The organism is Streptomyces viridochromogenes DSM 40736 (assembly GCF_000158955.1).
GTDB lineage: Bacteria > Actinomycetota > Actinomycetes > Streptomycetales > Streptomycetaceae > Streptomyces > Streptomyces venetus.
The window spans coordinates 1,123,894-1,140,201 of record NZ_GG657757.1 but is presented as its reverse complement, the minus strand read 5'-3'; the positions used below and the strand labels follow the sequence as shown (position 1 = coordinate 1,140,201).

Here is a 16,308-nt window from a genome sequence, read left to right as displayed (position 1 = left end):
ACCGCGCGGCGGCACAGAGGGGACTGCGGCCGTCCGGAGGAACGCATCTCACACGGAGCCGCAGGTACACCGCCGGGAATCCGCTTGAAGTGTCCGCGCTCGGACAGTGCCCGGGCCGGGCGGCGTGGTGAGGAGAGAAGGTGCGATGTGGCCCAGGGCGGCCCTGCCCCATGATGTCGGGCAGGGCCGCCCTGTGAAACGCCTGGACCGGATCAGTCCTGCGGCGTGGCGTACACAACCCAGTTGTCGTGGGTGTGCGGGTAGGGGCGGAAGTCGCCGTGCGGCGGGTCGTCCCAGGAGATTCGGCGGATCTCGTGAATGGTCCAGTCGGAGAAGAGCTCGCGCATCTCCTCCTCGCTGTAGTAGCGGAACAGCGTGTCCTTGTAGGCGAAGGTGTGCGGCGCGATCTCCTCGCCTTCGCCGTACGTGCCGTCCTTGAGCGTGAAGGCATTGGTGACGAACAGGCCACCGGGCGCCACGATGCGACGGGCCTCTGCTATCAGGTCCGTGGGGTCCTGGATCTGACCGAACACGTCGAAGCACGTCACCGCGTCCACCGAGGCGTCGACGAGGGGCAGCTTCGTCGCGTCGGCGCGCAGCAGGAACGAGCGCTGCTTGATCACGTTCCGGGCGTGCGCCAGGCCGGTGGGGGCGATGTCGACGCCGACCGCGTTGAACCCGGCGTCGGCCAGGGCGGCGAGGTTGCGCCCGTCGCCACAGCCCAGGTCGACGACCGTGCGAACGCCGCGGGCTTCGAGGGCCTCAACTGCCTGAGGAATGACCGGAATCGGATCCTCCTGCCACAGCGGACCCGCATCCTGATCCTGGTAGGCCTTCTCCCATCCGTACTGAAGCTCCGCATACTCAGCCGTGCTTGTCATACTGCCTCCTTCGGATGACTTACCTACGTCATCTTATTCATTGTCGATGACACGTAAAGAGGCGTCTCAAGATCTGAACGGGCACCCTCAACCGGCCAGGTCGAGCCACCTCAGACCCGCGGTGGCGGCGGCCCCAGTCACCACTACGACCAGGAACGGCGCACGCAGCCACACCGCCACACCCGCCACAGCGAGCCCCACGGCCCTTTCGTCGACGGCCAGTTGCTGCTGGTGGACGAAGGTCTGCGTGGTGATGAGGGCCGCGAGCAACGCCACGGGCACCACGCCCGCGACCCGCGCGACGGCCGGCCGGTCGAGCGCACTCTCAGGGACGAGCAGTCCCGCCAGCTTGAGCGCGAAACACGCGGCCGTCGCGAGGAGGATCCAGGTCCAGCTCATGAGGCACCCCCACGCCCGGCCGCACTGTCCCCTGCGCCCAGCCCGTCCGCCGGGACACGGTCCGCGAGCCCGCCTTCCGGCACTTCGTCATTCGGATTCCGGCCATCTTGCTGACGGGGCCGCACAGTTGGCAGCAGCAGGACACTCAGAGCGGTCAGCCCGGCGATCACCACGGGCAGGCCCGAGCCGACGAACGGGGACACGGCTACGGCCACCAGGCCCGCGAGGACGAAGACGAACCGACCGTCACGCTCACGCAGCCTCGGCGCCACCAGGGCCAGGAACGCGGCGGAGGAGGCCACATCGAGCCCGAGCACCTTGGGGTCCGCCAGCAGCGAGCCGGCGAGGGCGCCGACCAGAGTGGTCAGGTTCCAGAACAGGAACACCACGGAGCCCGTGACCCAGTAGGCGAAGCGGCTGGCCGACGGCGTCTGCTTGGCTATCGCCATGGCGGTGCTCTCGTCGCTCAGCAGGTGCGCGGCAGGCAGCAGGAGCCTCGGGCGTGCATCCAGTACCGGCCGCAGGCTCACCCCGTAGAAAAGACTGCGCACTCCGAGTAGCGTCGCGGTTGCGGATGCGGCAGCGCCGCCGCCACCCGCCGCGAGCGTACCCACCAGGGCGAGTTGAGCCGATCCTCCGTACAGGAGGAGGGACAGGAACTGCGTCTGCCCGACGCTCAGGCCGCTGGAAACGGCCAGCGCCCCGTAGGACAGGCCGTAGGCACCGACGGCCAGACCGACCCCGAGGGCATCGCGCACAAGCCTCGCTTTCTCCTTGCGCGGCAGTTGGTCTTGCTCCTGGACCATCACGGGGAGCCCTCCACGAGTCGTGTCGACGGGGCAGCCCAGATCCTGAGACACCCCCTTTACGTCATGGATCATACTTAGTATGACTGTCCTGTGTCATCACAGCGGCCAGGCATGACATTCAATAGCGCAGGTGACCGGTCGGCCGCACGACAGGTGAGGGAAGATGAAGCACTACTTGGACCGCTTCGAGGCCCTGCTGGGGCTCACCCCGATCAAGCCCGTCACGATTGATGTCCAGGGGGAGCCACGAACGATCCAGCTGAAGCTCGAGGGGTACAACATCTCCGGCTCGATCAAGGCCCGTACCGCCTACGGACTGGTACGCGGCCTCGTGCGGGACGGAAAGATCAGGCCCGGTGTCCAACTGCTCGAGTCCACGTCGGGCAACCTGGGCGTGGCCCTGGCCGGTATGGCCCGCTATCTGAACATAGGTTTCACCGCCGTACTCGACCCCATGAGCACAGCCGAGGTGCGCACGCGCCTGACGGACCTCGGCGCCCGCATCGTGATGGTCGACGAGGTCGACGAGACAGGCGGATATCTGCTGTCACGGCTGGCCAAGGTCCAGGAGATGCTCAAGATCGATGACAGCTACGTGTGGGTCGACCAGTACAACAGTCCGGAGAACCCGGACGTTCACTGCCGGATGACCGGCCCGGAGATCCTCGATCAACTGCCGTCCCCTCCGGACGCGCTGTTCGCCGCTGTGTCCACCGGCGGTACGTTCGCCGGGATCAGTCAGTGCTTCCGAGACCGGGGCGTGGCCACCCGCATGGTGGCCGTGGACGTCAACGGCTCCGTCGCCTATGGCGGCAGGCCCGGCCGACGGCACCTGTCCGGCATCGGCGCGAGCCGGCCGTCCTCGTTCCTCAAGGATTCCCTGATCGACCACTACGCCTACGTGGACGTCGGCGAGGCCGCCTACTACTGCCGGACGCTCCTGGCGGAAACGGGTGTTCACCTCGGCGCTTCGTCCGGCGCGGTGGTGGCGGCCTGCGCACGCTATCTGAGTGAGAATCCCGACGTCCGCGACGCCCTGTGCATCTGCGCGGACGGCGGAGAGAAGTACGAGAGCACCATCTACTCCGACATGTGGATGGAATCGATCGGGGCGATTGCCCAGCCGGCCGGCGTCATCGGATAGGCCTGCGAGATCAGGCGAGCACGCCTGCCCTGAACAAATGAAGGATAGGACCGAGGTGCAGACAAGCAGCTTGGCCGAGCGCTTCCAGGCGCTCGCGAGGCATGCCTCAGGCGGCCCCCGGGGGGACGTGGAGGACGTGGTCGACGTATCGGCTGCCGAACTTCGGTTCGCAGACGAACATGATGTGGCGCAGACGCTCGTGCTCGGCGCGTTGTGTGCCCGCTTGGACGGCGGCGCGTCGATCGCCCCCCTTCTCGGAAAGACCGCCGAGCGGTATGTCACATCCTCGATCCTGTACACGGGTCGGATCCTGCCCCGGGCGATGGAGCTGATCGAACTTCTCGACCGCGGAGTGGACGAGAAGTCGCCGGACCTCCTCACCGAAGCGGCCGACCACCTCAGCCAGGGCTGGGCCGACTATCCACGGTCCGCGTTCCCCGCGGCCTTCGCCAGGCTCGCCCGCGAACTCGGCCTCGACGTGCCGCTCCGGCAGTTCTCCGAGGTTTCCTTCGTTTCCTGGAAGCAGGGACTGGCCGGCGCCACGGCGAACGACGCGGAGCGGGCGCTGTCCTCCTTCGAAGTGGCGCTCGACCGGTACCGCAACTATCGCTACTACGCGGACGCCGCATGGCTGCACACGGATCTGGTCATCGCCCACCTGCTGGCCGGCCGCGAGGACCGGGCGTCGGCCACCGCGGAGGCGCAGCGGGACTACGTGGAGGAGATCCTCCGCACGCACCCGCTCGTCGACGGCGCCGCGGACGAGTCGTACGCCTTCCACCTCGGCGACGTACGCAGCGGCAACTACGGCACGTTCGTGGAGTCCTCCACGGTGCGACCAGAGGTGCTCACCACCCGGGACGCAGCGCTGCTGAAGCGCTACGTACACACCAGCGAGTACCTCATCGCGGCCTGCCGTTACGGGGCCCGACGGGATTTCGACGCGGCGCTCGACGTCTTCTCCTGCGGGTGGTCGGCCTTTCAGGCCTCGCCGTATCCGCGGATCTTCCTGCACCTCGCCGATCGCTACACGGACAACCGGCACGACTGGAACCCCCATCTGACCGCGTACGAGGGCTGGCACCGGATGCTGCGCACCTACCGGATCCGGGTCAAGCCACGCGTGCTGATCGACACGGCGATGACTCTGCACGACCGGTTCGCCTACGCGGGCCTGGAGGTCAGTGCCGCCGTCGTGCTGCTCGACGCGGCCATCCTGCACGCCCGGCTGCATGGCAAGGCCGGCGCGGTGGAGTGGGTCACCCGCTACCTCCAGGAACTGCGTCCCGTCGTCCCGGAGATGGTGAATGCGACGGCCCTCTACCTGCAAGCACCCCAGAGCGGCCAGTACCAGTGGCAGCTCAGCAAATACATCGGGCTGCGCCCTGCCCATCTGACGCCGGAGTTCCCGGTGGAGCTCGGCGCGGACACCGCGCCGGATCTCGACCGATTCGAGGTGTCGCTCTACGGACCGCTCCTCTCGCTGGAAGGAATGACGATTTATGAAATCACTCCGCAGGCCCTTAATGATACGTTGAAGGTGCTCGGCGAAGCATTTATGCACAGGCAGCCGGACGGTGACGTTCCGTTCCTTTCTGCAGCCGAGCTTTCACGGCGCACGAATCGCACTCCGGCAGCAATCGCCCAGACCGTGCGCAGATTCCGGAACGTCTGCCAGGAAATCTTCCGGGAATCGGCCGAGTATGATCTGATCCAGGATGCCGTCATTCAAGGCCGCCCCGGATACCGCATCAATCCGGCCAAGGTCCAGCGGTTTCGCGACTACTCTTCGGTCTCCTGACTCTCACGTTTCACGCCCACCCCAGAAAAGGACCGCAGCGTACACCATGCTCGAAAACACTCAAATCGTAGTAACGCCCGAAGAAGTCGACGCAGAATACAAGTTCGTCGTGGCTCTCAAGGCCAAGCTCGACCCCGGAGTGGCCACGAACGCCGCGTCCCACCTCTGTCTCGGTCTGGTAGCGAAGGCAGCGGCCGAACGTCCTGAACTGCTCCCGCACATGTCGTTCCTCGATTTCCCGGATGCCGACGCGGGAACCCACGCACCCGTCTCCGGGCTCTCGCTCGTCGTACTCGAAGGGCGACCCGCCTGGCTGCGTCGACTGCGCGGCGAAGCCTCCGCGGCCGGACTCCTGAGTACCGACTTCACCGGGCAGATGACCGGGGGCAGTTACGCCGACCAGCTCGAGCGCATGCGCCGGACACCGGAGAGCGAACTCGACTACTACGGCGTGGCCGTCTTCGGTCCGCGCGACGCGGTCGACCCGCTGACGAAGAAGTTCTCCCTGCTGCGCTAGCCCGGACCGGGGCACCGCGCCCGGCCCACTTCGTTCTCTCCCCCGATACGACCTGAACAGCGAGGTACACATGGACCACCGCGAGCAGTCTCCGGACCAGAGCCTCACCATCGTCCCCGCAGCGGCGGTCAGGGACGTTCTGCAGTCCCTGGGCACGGCATCCAAGGAGCTCGTCGAGGACATCTACATCAAGGCGGCGCAAGGGCAGTTGGTCAACCCCGACAGCCTGTTCCTGCGCCCGGACGAGGAGCGCAGGGAGCGCGTCATCGCGCTGCCCGCGTATGTCGCCGGCGACTCCGAGGCCATGGGGGTGAAGTGGATTTCCAGCTTCCCTGAGAACATCGGCCTCGGGCTGCCCCGGGCGTCCGCCCTGATCGCTCTCAACGATCCGCGCACCGGGTTTCCCAAGGCCGTGCTCGAAGGAGCGCAGATCAGCGGGCACCGCACCGCACTGTCCGCGGCGGTCGGCGCGGAGGCGCTACGCGCGGGCGACCGTACGCCGGCCAAGGTGGCGGTCATCGGCACCGGCTACATCTCGCGCACCACCCTGGAGGTGTTCGCGGGCCTGGGCTGGACCAGCGACCGTCTTGTGGTGTTCGACCTCGACCACGACCGCGCTCAAAACTTCGTCGCGGAGAGCAGGAAGCTTCCCGGCGGGCTCACGGCCGACGTCTCCGCGGCCGCCACGCTCAAGGAGGCCGTGGAGGACGCGGACCTCGTGCTCTTCGCCACCACCGCGGTCGTGCCGCACCTCGACGAGTCGAGCTGGTTCAAACGCGACGCCGTGGTCCTGCACATGTCTCTGCGCGACCTGACGCCCGAAGCCATGGCCGGCGCCGTGCACGTGGTGGATGACGTGTCGCACGCCCTGCGTGAGAAGACCTCGCTCGCCCTCGCCGTCGAGCAGGGCACCGTGGAACGCCAGGACATCGTCCCCGTGGGTGACCTGCTGCGCGGCACGGTCAAGCCCGACCGCGGCACACGAGCCGTCTACTCCCCCTTCGGCCTCGGCTCGTTGGACATCGCCCTCGCCCAGCTCGTCCTGGACAAGGCGCGGGACGCGGCCGACGTCGTGACCGTTCCCGGCTTCACATGCACTTCCTGACCCTCACCTTCCCGCCGTTCAGCCGGCGTCACCCCCACATGGCCAGCACCCCCTTATCAAGCAGAGGAGAAACGGCGATGCCCCGTCGACTGTTCACTTCGGAGTCCGTGACAGAGGGCCACCCGGACAAGATCGCAGACCGGATCAGTGACACGATCCTGGACGCGCTGCTGCGTGAGGACCCGGCCTCCCGGGTGGCGGTCGAAACGCTGATCACCACCGGTCAGGTGCACATCGCCGGAGAGGTGACCACCAAGGCGTATGCCCCCATCGCGCAGCTGGTGCGCGACACCATCCTGGACATCGGCTACGACTCGTCGGCCAAGGGCTTCGACGGCGCCTCGTGCGGGGTGTCGGTGTCCATCGGCGCCCAGTCCCCGGACATCGCGCAGGGCGTGGACAGCGCGTACGAGCGGCGTGTCGAGGGCGACGAGGACGAGCTGGACGCGCAGGGCGCCGGCGACCAGGGCCTGATGTTCGGCTACGCCACCGACGAGACGCCCACACTGATGCCGCTGCCCATCGACCTGGCGCACCGGCTGTCGCGGCGCCTGACCGAGGTCCGCAAGGATGGCACGCTGCCCTATCTGCATCCCGACGGCAAGACACAGGTGACCATCGAGTACTCGGGCAGCCGCCCCGAGCGCCTGGACACCGTGGTGGTTTCCAGCCAGCACGCCGCCGACATCGATCTGGAAACCCTGCTCGCCCCCGACATCCGCGAACAGGTGGTCGAGCATGTCCTGGCCGAACTCGCCCTGGACGGCATCAAGTTGGACACCGACGGCTACCGCCTGCTGGTGAACCCCACTGGCCGCTTCGAGACCGGCGGCCCGATGGGCGACGCGGGTCTGACCGGCCGCAAGATCATCATCGACACCTACGGCGGCATGGCCCGCCACGGCGGTGGCGCCTTCTCCGGCAAGGACCCCTCCAAGGTCGACCGCAGCGCCGCCTACGCCATGCGCTGGGTCGCCAAGAACATCGTCGCCGCGGGCCTCGCCTCACGGTGCGAGGTCCAGGTCGCGTACGCCATCGGCAAAGCCGAGCCCGTCGGCCTGTTCATCGAGACCTTCGGCACCGCCACCGTTGCTCACCGCACCATCGAAGAGGCCGTCGCGGACATCTTCGATCTGCGCCCCGCCGCCATCGTCCGCGACCTCGACCTGCTCCGCCCGATCTACACCCAGACCTCCGCCTACGGCCACTTCGGCCGCGAACTCCCGGACTTCACCTGGGAACGCACCGACCGCGCCGACGCCCTCCGCAAGGCCGCCGGCCTGTCCTGAACCAGGTATGTCCGACAGGCAAGAAGGGAGATGGCTGTGCGCATTGCAGTCACCGGTTCGATAGCCACCGACCATTTGCTGACTTTCCCCGGCCGCTTCAAGGAGCAACTCCTCACCGAACAGCTCGACCGGGTGTCGCTGTCGTTCCTCGCCGACCGCCTGGACGTGCGCCGAGGAGGCGTCGCGGCGAACATCGCTCTGGGGCTCGGCCGGTTCGGTCTGCGTCCTGTGCTGGTCGCTGCCGCGGGCGTGGACTTTCCCGAGTACGACGCCTGGCTCAGGGAGCACGGGGTCGACACGTCGTCGGTCCGGGTCAGCGAAACACTGCACACCGCCCGCTTCGTGTGCACCACGGATGCCGATCAGAACCAGATCGCCACCTTCTACGCGGGGGCCATGGCCGAGGCCGGCCGGATCGACCTGGGCGAAGTGCATCGACGTGCGGAACCTCTCGACCTTGTCATCGTCGGTGCCGACGACCCCGAGGCGATGCTGCGCCACACGACTACCGCTCACGCCCTGGGTGTTCCGGTCGCGGCCGATCCTTCCCAACAGCTGGCCCGCCTGGACGCCGAACAGACTCGGCACCTGGTGGACGGTGCCCATCTGCTGTTCACCAACGAGTACGAGGCGGCGCTGCTCCTCGACCGGACCGGCTGGAGCCGCGATGAGGTTCTCGCCAGGGTGGGAACCTGGATCGTCACCCGCGGCGCCGACGGCGTGTCCCTCGCAGCGGCAGGGACGCCGACGCGGGACATTCCGGCGGTGCGGACGCACGACGTGGTCGACCCGACAGGGGTGGGCGACGCGTTCCGCGCGGGTTTCCTCGCCGGCCTCGCCTGGCAGTTTCCCTACGAGCGCGCGGCTCAACTCGGCTGTGCACTGGCCACGGTGGTGATCGAATCCGTGGGCCCTCAGGAGTACAAGCTGCTCGCCACGGATTTGCTGGCCAGGATCAGCGGATCCTACGGCCACCAGTCGGCCGAGGACATCGCCTCGCGGTTGGCGGTCACTCCATGACCACCTCCGCCCCGAACCGGGCAGCCGCTCCGCGTGAAGCGCTCGCCACCCGCACGGCCTGTCCGTGCAACTGGCCGAAGCGCTCGCCGAGTACGGGCACGCGCGGGTGCGCTCCGAGCTCGGCTACGCCGGCGAGGACCCGGACGAGATGCAGGGCATGTTCGAGCTGAGGTACCGGGGTGCCCGCTTCTCCCTCGGCTACGGCGCCTGCCCGAACCTCGAGGACCGCGCCAAGATCGCCGACCTGCTCCAGCCGGAGCGCATCGGCGTTCACCTGTCCGAGGAGTTCCAGCTCCACCCCGAGCAGTCCACCGACGCCATCGTGATCCACCACCCCGAAGCCAGGTACTTCAACGCGGGAGCCCGCGCATGACGACGTTCTCCTTCGAGTTCTTCCCGCCCAAGACCGACAACGGCACCCGCGCTCTGTGGGACACAATCCGCCGAGTCGAGGCCCTGCGCCCCGACTTCGTGTCCGTCACCTACGGTGCCGGCGGTTCGTCCCGCGAGCGTACCGTCGATGTCACCCGCCGCATCGCCTCCGAGACCACCCTGCGCCCGGTCGCCCACCTGACCGCCGTGGGCCACTCGACGGCCGAACTGCGGCGCATCATCGGCCAGTACGCCGACGCCGGCATCCGCGATGTCCTGGCGTTGCGAGGCGATCCGCCCGGCAACCCGAACGCCCCCTGGATCCCCCACCCGCAAGGCCTGACATACGCCGCCGAACTGGTGGAACTCGTGCGCTCGCTCGGCGACTTCACCATCGGGGTGGCCGCCTTCCCCGAGCGCCACCCGCGTTCGCCTGACTGGGACTCCGAGATCCGGCATTTCGTGGCCAAGTGCCGATCCGGCGCCGACTACGCGATCACACAGATGTTCTTCGACGTCGAGGACTACCTGCGGCTGAGGGACCGGGTCACGGCCGCGGGCTGTGACACCCCGATCGTCCCGGAGATCATGCCCGCCACCGACGTGCGCCAGATCCGCCGCTTCGCCGAACTGTCCGGAGCGGCGTTTCCCGAACACCTCGCGCATCGCCTGGAAGCCGCCCGCGACCGCCCCGCCGACAGTCACGCCATCGGGGTTGAACACGCCACCGCCATGGCCCGGCGCCTGCTCGCGGAAGGGGCCCCGGGACTGCACTACATCACCCTCAACAAGTCCACCGCCACGCTCGAGGTCCACCGCAACGTACTGGGCTCGGCAGCGGACTCCGCGGCGAATGCAAGGAGCACACGTGTCCTCGTCCACGACTGATGTCACGAACTTCATCGGCGTGCAGGTCGAGGGCCCGTTCAAGCCGGACCACCACCGCTATTGACCTGCGTCTGCGTGTCGCGCTGTCAGAAGGCCCCGGGGTACCCGTGCCGGGCCCCGGGCCTTCTCCGCTCGATCAGTCGGCGTCAGTCGAATACTCGGTGAAGCGATAGATGCTCTGCGGATTCAGCCGGTAGCCGGGGCGTCCCTGGATCACGGCGTCCTGGGCCATGCGGTAGTCCGCCACTTCGCTGAAGCGTTCCTGACAGGCACTACGGAAGCGACGTACCGTCTGCGCCAGTGCCGCGGAGGTGCGGTTCGTACGGTCCGACAGCTCGGCAGCGGAAAGGAAGGGGGCAGTGGTTCCCTTCGCGATACTCTCCGAGAAGTCTTGGCCCAGGACTCGGAGGGTGTCGATGAGCGGTTGCGGCGCGTTCTCGTGCACGGTGACCCCTTCCACCGACAGCAACCGGTCATAGAGCGTCACCTCGAGCCGGTCAGGCTGTGGCAGCTGCTCTTCGCCCAGGTCGAGGGAGAGGAATTCCGGCACGAGATGGCCGGCCCGCAGTCCGATGTACCGGCTGAGGAGCTGGCGGCGCTCCGCACTGCGCGGCGCCTGCAGGTAGTCGGCCACGGCGCCCAGGATGTCCGGCAGGGTCGGCCGCAGATCCTGCAGGTAGCGCGTGATCCAGTCCACCGACTCGTCCCTGCCGTGCAGCCGGGAGTGCAGCACGGCGGTGTCGAGCAGGACGAGGGAGGCGCAGGTGTTCAACTCGGCGTACTTCAGACGGTCATGCAGCGTCGCGGCCGTGTCGATGAGCACGTTGGGCCGCACCCGGACACGGTAGGTGCGCAGCATCCGGTGCCATTGTTCGAACGCCGTGAGATGTACGTTCCACTTCGCCGGGGCCTCCAGATAACGGTCGGCGAGGTGACGGAACATCCTCGGGTAGGGCGACTGCTGATAGGTGCCCCAGCCGAAGGAAAAGGTGTCGAGTGCCGCGTCGAAGTCCCGCTGCACACCGTACCGGCAGGCGGAGAGGAGGAACTCGCTGGTGCGGACATAGCGCATGAGGAGTTCGCGGTCCCGTTCGGTCAGCTCGGTCGGGCGCAGAACGGATGACTCCACGAACGTGCTGTAGTCGCCGCTCTGCACGTCGCCCAGGTGGAAGGCGAACGACCGCCCCGCCTCCGGTGCGACGACCGGGTGCGCGTCGAGCACCTTCTCCACATAGGTTCGCTGCGCCTCGAGCTCGGCGTGGGCTTCTTCCTTCCGCCCGGCGAGCAGATGGGCGATGACGAGGTCCGTGTGAAGCCAGGACGCGTCCGCGTAGTAGCCGTACTTTCGGTAGCGCTCGAGCGAGTCCCTGAAGAGGGGCAGTGCTCGCTCGGGGTCGTTCTCCGCGGCGGCCTCCAGGCCATCGCGCCAGAGTACGAAGGAAACACGGGAGAACGACTCAGGCTTCCCTTCGAGTCCGGCCTCCTCGGCGAGCCGGGCGAATGCGGCCGGGAACATGGAGTCGGCGTATTTCGCCCACCCCTGGCTGAGGTGGTCGGCCACCTCCAGCAGCAGGTCGAACGATCGCTCACGTACCGCACGGTCGAGGAGCGCGATCAGCTCCCGGGTCCGCGGCAGGATCCTTCCGGTGTAGTAGAAGGAGGTGTTGACGTATTTGTCGGCTGTTGCCAGCAACACGGGCGCGGCCGACTCGCCGTTGTCCATGCGGGCGCACAACTCACCGAGCAGCAGCAGGACCGCGACGTCGTGCTCATTCGCCTGCCGCAGCTCGGCTGCGGGCACGTCCAGCACGTCCGTCATCACGACTTGGCGGCCGCCCGCGACGTGCTCCTCAAGTGCCTGGTAGCGCTCGACTACGCTGCTCATCTCCGTTGTCCTATCCGTTGCCTCGCCCATACGCGGTGGCCTCCGGCTACCGGATTCCCGTGACCTTCACCCATCGGTGACGGTTGTCCGGCACCTCCTGGAGGGGGCGACGCCAGCTGTCTCCAGCACATTCGCCGCCGCTGAGGGTGCCTCCGAACCGGTTTCGATGCGCCCCGATGCTGCGCGAGTGTTCAACGGGTGTTGTCCGCCGTGGCACGTTGCCGCCTTCAAGATGTCATCCTAGGGGAGTCTGATGACAAGACTCCATCGGGCGGGATCGAGACGTGTTCACTGGCGACACCGAGAGGCGTTCCGGCCGTGACACCCTCACGAAAGACGGGTGGGCCCCGACGGCCGGGCTGTGGCCTGCCGCCCAGGACCGTCGCGTCGAGACCCTACCCCAGAGTCAGATCTTCCACTAGGAAAGGTGCAGGGCACGGCCTCGCCCGCCGCACCGGGCCACCGGGGGGGCAGGTCACTCCCGCCCGCCGGCCGGCACTCCCGCCGCCTGGACGGTGGTCACGCTGCTCTGTATCGGGACCAGCGTGTACCTCGATCCTTGTCCTTGTGGAGGTTGGCGGACGCCGACAAGGACAATCCGCAGCGGAGTGCGGCCGAGCTTCCTGGGGTGAGCCCGCCCGCCCGGGCCGTCCACCTCGTCACCCTGCCCGGACGGCCTTGGCGCACCGTGACGCATGCCCGTAATGCCCGTATCCTCATCAATGCCAGATTCTCTTCCGAGCAGCGGATGATCCCGGGCGCAAGCGAGGCGAAGCATGGTTCGTTCCGGCGAGGAACCCAGGCCGGCGGGGCGTGCGACTGACAGCACGGGGCCCGCGGGTCCCCGCGAGCGGTTTCTCCAGGGCGAGCCGGTCGACACGGGCGTGCGGGCGTCCATCCTGAACTCGTGGCAGCGCTGCCGCACCCTGGGTCTGTCACCGGACCGGTCCGACCTCCCCTACACGGACGAGTTCGACCCGGGCAGCCGGATCGCCCGCGCGGCCGTCCCGGTGATCGACCGGCTCCAGGCCACGTTCTCCGGCAGCCAGGTCAACATCTCGGTGGCCGACGCGAACGGCACGGTGCTGCTGCGCCGCTTCGGGGATCCCTGGATGGCCAGGAGCCTCCCGCCGATCCAGGTGGTCCCGGGGTTCGTGTTCGCCGAGCAGGTCGCCGGCACCAACGGCATCGGACTGGCCCTGGCGGAACGGCAGCTCATCCGCGTCTACGGCGCCGAGCACTTCGCGGAGCGCGCCCAGTCCAACGCCTGCGTCGCGCTGCCCGTCCGTGACCCGCTCAGCGGCCGCATCGAGGGCGTCCTGTGCCTCGGCTATCCGCGCGGCTTCGAGCGCCCCGCCCTGGGTGCGGAGATCCGCCGGGCGGCCGAGACCATCGAGCGGCGGCTGCTGAGGCAGAGCTCCGCGCACGAGCGGGCCCTGCTGCGGACGTACCTGGCCACCGGGTCCGGGGACGACCTGCGGCACGGTCTCGCCATCGATGCGCTGGCCGACACGTTCCACCCCCGTGACCAGGCGATCCTGATGGAGAAGGCCGCCGAGCTGATCTCGCGCGCGCAGCGGGCCGCCGTGGACGTGACCCTGCCCGACGGCCGGCGTGTGACGCTCGTGAGCCGCCCCATGACGAGTGCCTCGGGCGTGCGGGGCTTCGCCGTCGAGGCCGTGCTGCCCGGCACCACCCCGGCGGGGGGTCACTTCGTCCTCCCGCACCAGGCGGACGAAGTGCCGGACCTCGCCGCCCTCGCGGTCGCCCCGGGGCCCGTACGAGAGTCGCTCACCCTGCCACCGGAGCCTCTCCCCGCCGCACCCGGACCGGTGATCGCGCCTGCCGCCGACCGAGCCCCCGTGGAGCCCGGCGCCACCGTGACGGCCAACGGTGACCGGGTCTCGGCGCAGCCCGGCGCCACGGTCACAGCCGACGGCAACGGCGCGGCGGCGGAGTCCGGCGGCACCATCACGGGCGCCGGCGCCGGCGCCGGCGCCGGCGTCGGCGGCGGGGGCGTGCCGGGTGACCACCCCGGATCACCGTTCCCGCCCCGGGGACTCGTCATGGTGGGGGAGCCGCACGTCGGGGCCTACGCCCTGGCGGCCCGTCGGCGCCTGGAACTGCTGTCCGAGGCCAGCGCCCGCATCGGCACCACCCTGGACGTGCGCCGCACCGCCGAGGAACTGGCCGAGACGGCGGTCCCGCGCCTCGCCGACCACATCACCATCGACCTGGCCGACGCCGTCCTGCGCGGCGAGGAATCCCCCGAACCTCTCGCCGACCTGCGGCGCACCGTGGTCCACGGCATCCGTGAGGACCTGCCCTTCACCCCGCCCGGCGAGCGCATCGACTTCGGCCCGACCGCTCCCCAGCTGCACAGTCTGACCAGCGGCGAGGCGGTGCTGGAACCGGACCTGGGGGCCGCCGCGGGCTGGCTGGCCCAGGACCCGGAGCACACCGGACACCTGCTGGCCCACGTCCACTCGCTCATCGCGGTCCCGCTGCTCGCCCGCGGAGTCGTCCTGGGTGTCGCCAGCTTCTACCGCGCCGGCAACGCCTTCGGGGACGACGACCGTTCCCTCGCCCAGGAACTCGTCGCCCGCGCCGCCCTGTCCATCGACAACGCCCGGCAGTACACCCACGAACGCGCCATGGTCCTGGCCCTGCAGCGCAGACTGCTCCCGCACGGACTGCCCGACCAGGACGCCGTCGAGGTCGCCCACCGCTACCTGCCCGCCGAGTCCGACGTCGGCGGGGACTGGTACGACGTCATCCCCCTCCCGGGCGCCCGCGTCGGGCTCCTCGTCGGCGACGTCGTCGGCCACGGCATGCTCTCCGCGGCCACCATGGGGCGGCTGCGCACCGCCGCCCGCAGCTTCGCCGAGCTCGACTTCCCCCCGGGACGAGGTCTCACCACTCAACCTCGTGGGCCGGCTGGACCGCGAGGACCCCGACGGCAAGGGCGCCGGGGTGATCGGCGCGACCTGCCTCTACGCCATCTACGACCCCACCGTGCAGCGGTGCCTCATGGCGCGCGCCGGCCACCCGCCGCCCGCGCTCGTCCACCCCGACGGCGCCGTGTCCTACCCCGACCTGCCGGCCGGGCCCCCGCTCGGCCTCGGCGGGCTGCCCTTCGACGCCGCCGAGATCGACCTCCCCGAGAACAGCCAGCTTGTCCTGTACACCGACGGGCTCATCGAGGACAGGCACCGCGACGTCGACGTGGTGCTGGAGCAGTTGCGCACGGCCCTGGCCCACCCGGAGCGCGCGCCCGAGGAGACCTGCCGGGCCATCCTGGAGACCGTGGCGCCCGTGCACCCGAACGACGACATCGCCCTGCTCGTCGCCCGCGTCCACGCCCTGGACCCCGGCCGGATCGCCGCCTGGGAGCTGCCCGCCGACCCGGCGGTCGTCGGCGACGTCCGGGCATCCGCCCTGCGGTGGCTGGCCGACCGGGGGCTCGACGAGACCGCGTTCGCCGCGGAGCTCATCCTCAGCGAGCTGATCACCAACGCCATCCGGCACGGCGCCGGGCCCATCCGGGTGCGGCTGCTGTACGGCCGCACCCTCGTCTGCGAGGTCTCCGACGCCAGTAACACCGCCCCCCATCTGCGCCGGGCGGCCAGCACCGACGAGGGCGGACGCGGTCTGTTCCTCGTCGCGCAGCTCTCGCAGAGCTGGGGCACGCGCTACCTCCCCGAGGGCAAGGTCATCTGGGCCGAATGCGGGCTCGAAGCGGCGTGAAGCGCCGACGGCCCCCGCGTGCGTCACAGCGGCCGGGAAATGCCTGAAATGCTGTAATTTGATCGGGTGCGCGACGCTCCCGACACGCCAGCGAAGGCGCCTTCGCCCTTCGGGCCCGAACCCCTGGTCCGAATCCGCGGGCTCAGCAAGCGGTTCGGCGGGACCGTCGCGCTGGCCGGGGTCGACCTCGACGTCCACGCCGGCAGCGTGCTCGCCCTCCTCGGGCCCAACGGCGCCGGGAAGTCCACGCTCATCAAGGTGCTCGCCGGTGTCCACCACGCCGACGCGGGCCGGATCACGGTGGACGGACAGCCCCTCGGCAGCCCCGCCGCGTCCCGGAGCATGTCGTTCATCCACCAGGACCTCGGTCTCGTGGAGTGGATGACGGTCACCGAGAACATCGCCCTGACCACCGGGTACGCGCGCCGCACCGGGCTGATCTCCTGGCGGC

At 69.1% G+C, this 16,308-nt stretch carries 12 protein-coding genes and 2 pseudogenes; 10 read left to right on the top strand and 4 right to left on the bottom strand.

Going from position 1 to position 16,308, the window contains the following annotated elements; translation table 11 throughout:
• Positions 1-212 precede the first annotated feature (212 nt).
• The 3 genes from SSQG_RS04810 to SSQG_RS04800 form a co-directional block, all read right to left on the bottom strand.
• Positions 213-881, bottom strand: coding sequence for a class I SAM-dependent methyltransferase (locus SSQG_RS04810; RefSeq protein ID WP_063749151.1), 669 nt, complete (start codon positions 879-881; stop codon positions 213-215).
• A gap of 87 nt (positions 882-968) precedes the next feature.
• Positions 969-1,280 (bottom strand): AzlD domain-containing protein, encoded by a 312-nt coding sequence (locus tag SSQG_RS04805; protein ID WP_003988583.1) that lies wholly within the window; start codon positions 1,278-1,280, stop codon positions 969-971.
• A complete protein-coding gene (locus SSQG_RS04800) occupies positions 1,277-2,086 on the bottom strand; it encodes an AzlC family ABC transporter permease (protein ID WP_244299461.1) in 810 nt (269 codons plus the stop codon). The genes SSQG_RS04805 and SSQG_RS04800 overlap by 4 nt, the downstream gene beginning before the upstream one ends.
• Before the next feature lie 166 nt (positions 2,087-2,252).
• Here SSQG_RS04800 and SSQG_RS04795 point away from each other — a divergent pair, with 166 nt between their 5' ends.
• The 8 genes and pseudogenes from SSQG_RS04795 to metF all read left to right on the top strand — a co-directional run bounded on the left by SSQG_RS04795 (position 2,253) and on the right by metF (position 10,225).
• Entirely contained in the window at positions 2,253-3,233 is a 981-nt protein-coding gene (locus tag SSQG_RS04795; RefSeq protein WP_003988581.1) for a cysteine synthase family protein, read from the top strand.
• Positions 3,234-3,303: 70 nt separating this feature from the next.
• Positions 3,304-5,034: a hypothetical protein gene (locus tag SSQG_RS04790; protein ID WP_244299057.1), complete on the top strand. Its 1,731-nt coding sequence runs from the start codon at positions 3,304-3,306 to the stop codon at positions 5,032-5,034.
• A gap of 109 nt (positions 5,035-5,143) precedes the next feature.
• Positions 5,144-5,551, top strand: a complete 408-nt coding sequence (locus SSQG_RS04785; RefSeq protein WP_208865620.1) for a DUF2000 domain-containing protein — start codon at positions 5,144-5,146, stop codon at positions 5,549-5,551.
• Between the two features lie 70 nt (positions 5,552-5,621).
• Entirely contained in the window at positions 5,622-6,656 is a 1,035-nt protein-coding gene (gene sbnB / locus SSQG_RS04780) for a 2,3-diaminopropionate biosynthesis protein SbnB (RefSeq protein ID WP_003988578.1), read from the top strand.
• Positions 6,657-6,733: 77 nt separating this feature from the next.
• Entirely contained in the window at positions 6,734-7,945 is a 1,212-nt protein-coding gene (gene metK / locus SSQG_RS04775; protein WP_003988577.1) for a methionine adenosyltransferase, read from the top strand.
• A 36-nt stretch (positions 7,946-7,981) separates the two neighbouring features.
• Complete coding sequence (locus SSQG_RS04770; RefSeq protein ID WP_003988576.1) at positions 7,982-8,965, top strand: carbohydrate kinase family protein; 984 nt, start codon at positions 7,982-7,984, stop codon at positions 8,963-8,965.
• A 52-nt stretch (positions 8,966-9,017) separates the two neighbouring features.
• Positions 9,018-9,338: pseudogene (locus SSQG_RS04765) on the top strand (vitamin B12 dependent-methionine synthase activation domain-containing protein); the annotation flags it as partial.
• A complete protein-coding gene (gene metF / locus SSQG_RS04760) occupies positions 9,335-10,225 on the top strand; it encodes a methylenetetrahydrofolate reductase [NAD(P)H] (RefSeq protein ID WP_003988574.1) in 891 nt (296 codons plus the stop codon). The pseudogene SSQG_RS04765 and the gene metF, both read left to right, overlap by 4 nt.
• A 136-nt stretch (positions 10,226-10,361) precedes the next feature.
• Here the strand turns inward: metF and SSQG_RS04755 are convergent, their stop codons facing one another.
• Positions 10,362-12,140, bottom strand: a complete 1,779-nt coding sequence (locus SSQG_RS04755) for a hypothetical protein (protein ID WP_003988573.1) — start codon at positions 12,138-12,140, stop codon at positions 10,362-10,364.
• Between the two features lie 746 nt (positions 12,141-12,886).
• Here SSQG_RS04755 and SSQG_RS04750 point away from each other — a divergent pair.
• Positions 12,887-15,857: pseudogene (locus SSQG_RS04750) on the top strand (SpoIIE family protein phosphatase).
• A gap of 66 nt (positions 15,858-15,923) precedes the next feature.
• Positions 15,924-16,308 (top strand): ATP-binding cassette domain-containing protein (locus tag SSQG_RS04745; RefSeq protein WP_003988570.1); only part of this gene is annotated, 385 nt, incomplete at its 3' end.

What these genes read in the sequence shown, in the direction of transcription:
- SSQG_RS04810 (WP_063749151.1), bottom strand. Translation starts at nt 881, where the DNA reads ATGACAAGCACGGCTGAGTATGCGGAGCTTCAGTACGGATGGGAGAAG.
- SSQG_RS04805 (WP_003988583.1), bottom strand. Translation starts at nt 1,280, where the DNA reads ATGAGCTGGACCTGGATCCTCCTCGCGACGGCCGCGTGTTTCGCGCTC.
- SSQG_RS04800 (WP_244299461.1), bottom strand. Translation starts at nt 2,086, where the DNA reads ATGGTCCAGGAGCAAGACCAACTGCCGCGCAAGGAGAAAGCGAGGCTT.
- SSQG_RS04795 (WP_003988581.1), top strand. Translation starts at nt 2,253, where the DNA reads ATGAAGCACTACTTGGACCGCTTCGAGGCCCTGCTGGGGCTCACCCCG.
- sbnB (WP_003988578.1), top strand. Translation starts at nt 5,622, where the DNA reads ATGGACCACCGCGAGCAGTCTCCGGACCAGAGCCTCACCATCGTCCCC.
- metK (WP_003988577.1), top strand. Translation starts at nt 6,734, where the DNA reads ATGCCCCGTCGACTGTTCACTTCGGAGTCCGTGACAGAGGGCCACCCG.
- metF (WP_003988574.1), top strand. Translation starts at nt 9,335, where the DNA reads ATGACGACGTTCTCCTTCGAGTTCTTCCCGCCCAAGACCGACAACGGC.
- SSQG_RS04755 (WP_003988573.1), bottom strand. Translation starts at nt 12,140, where the DNA reads ATGGGCGAGGCAACGGATAGGACAACGGAGATGAGCAGCGTAGTCGAG.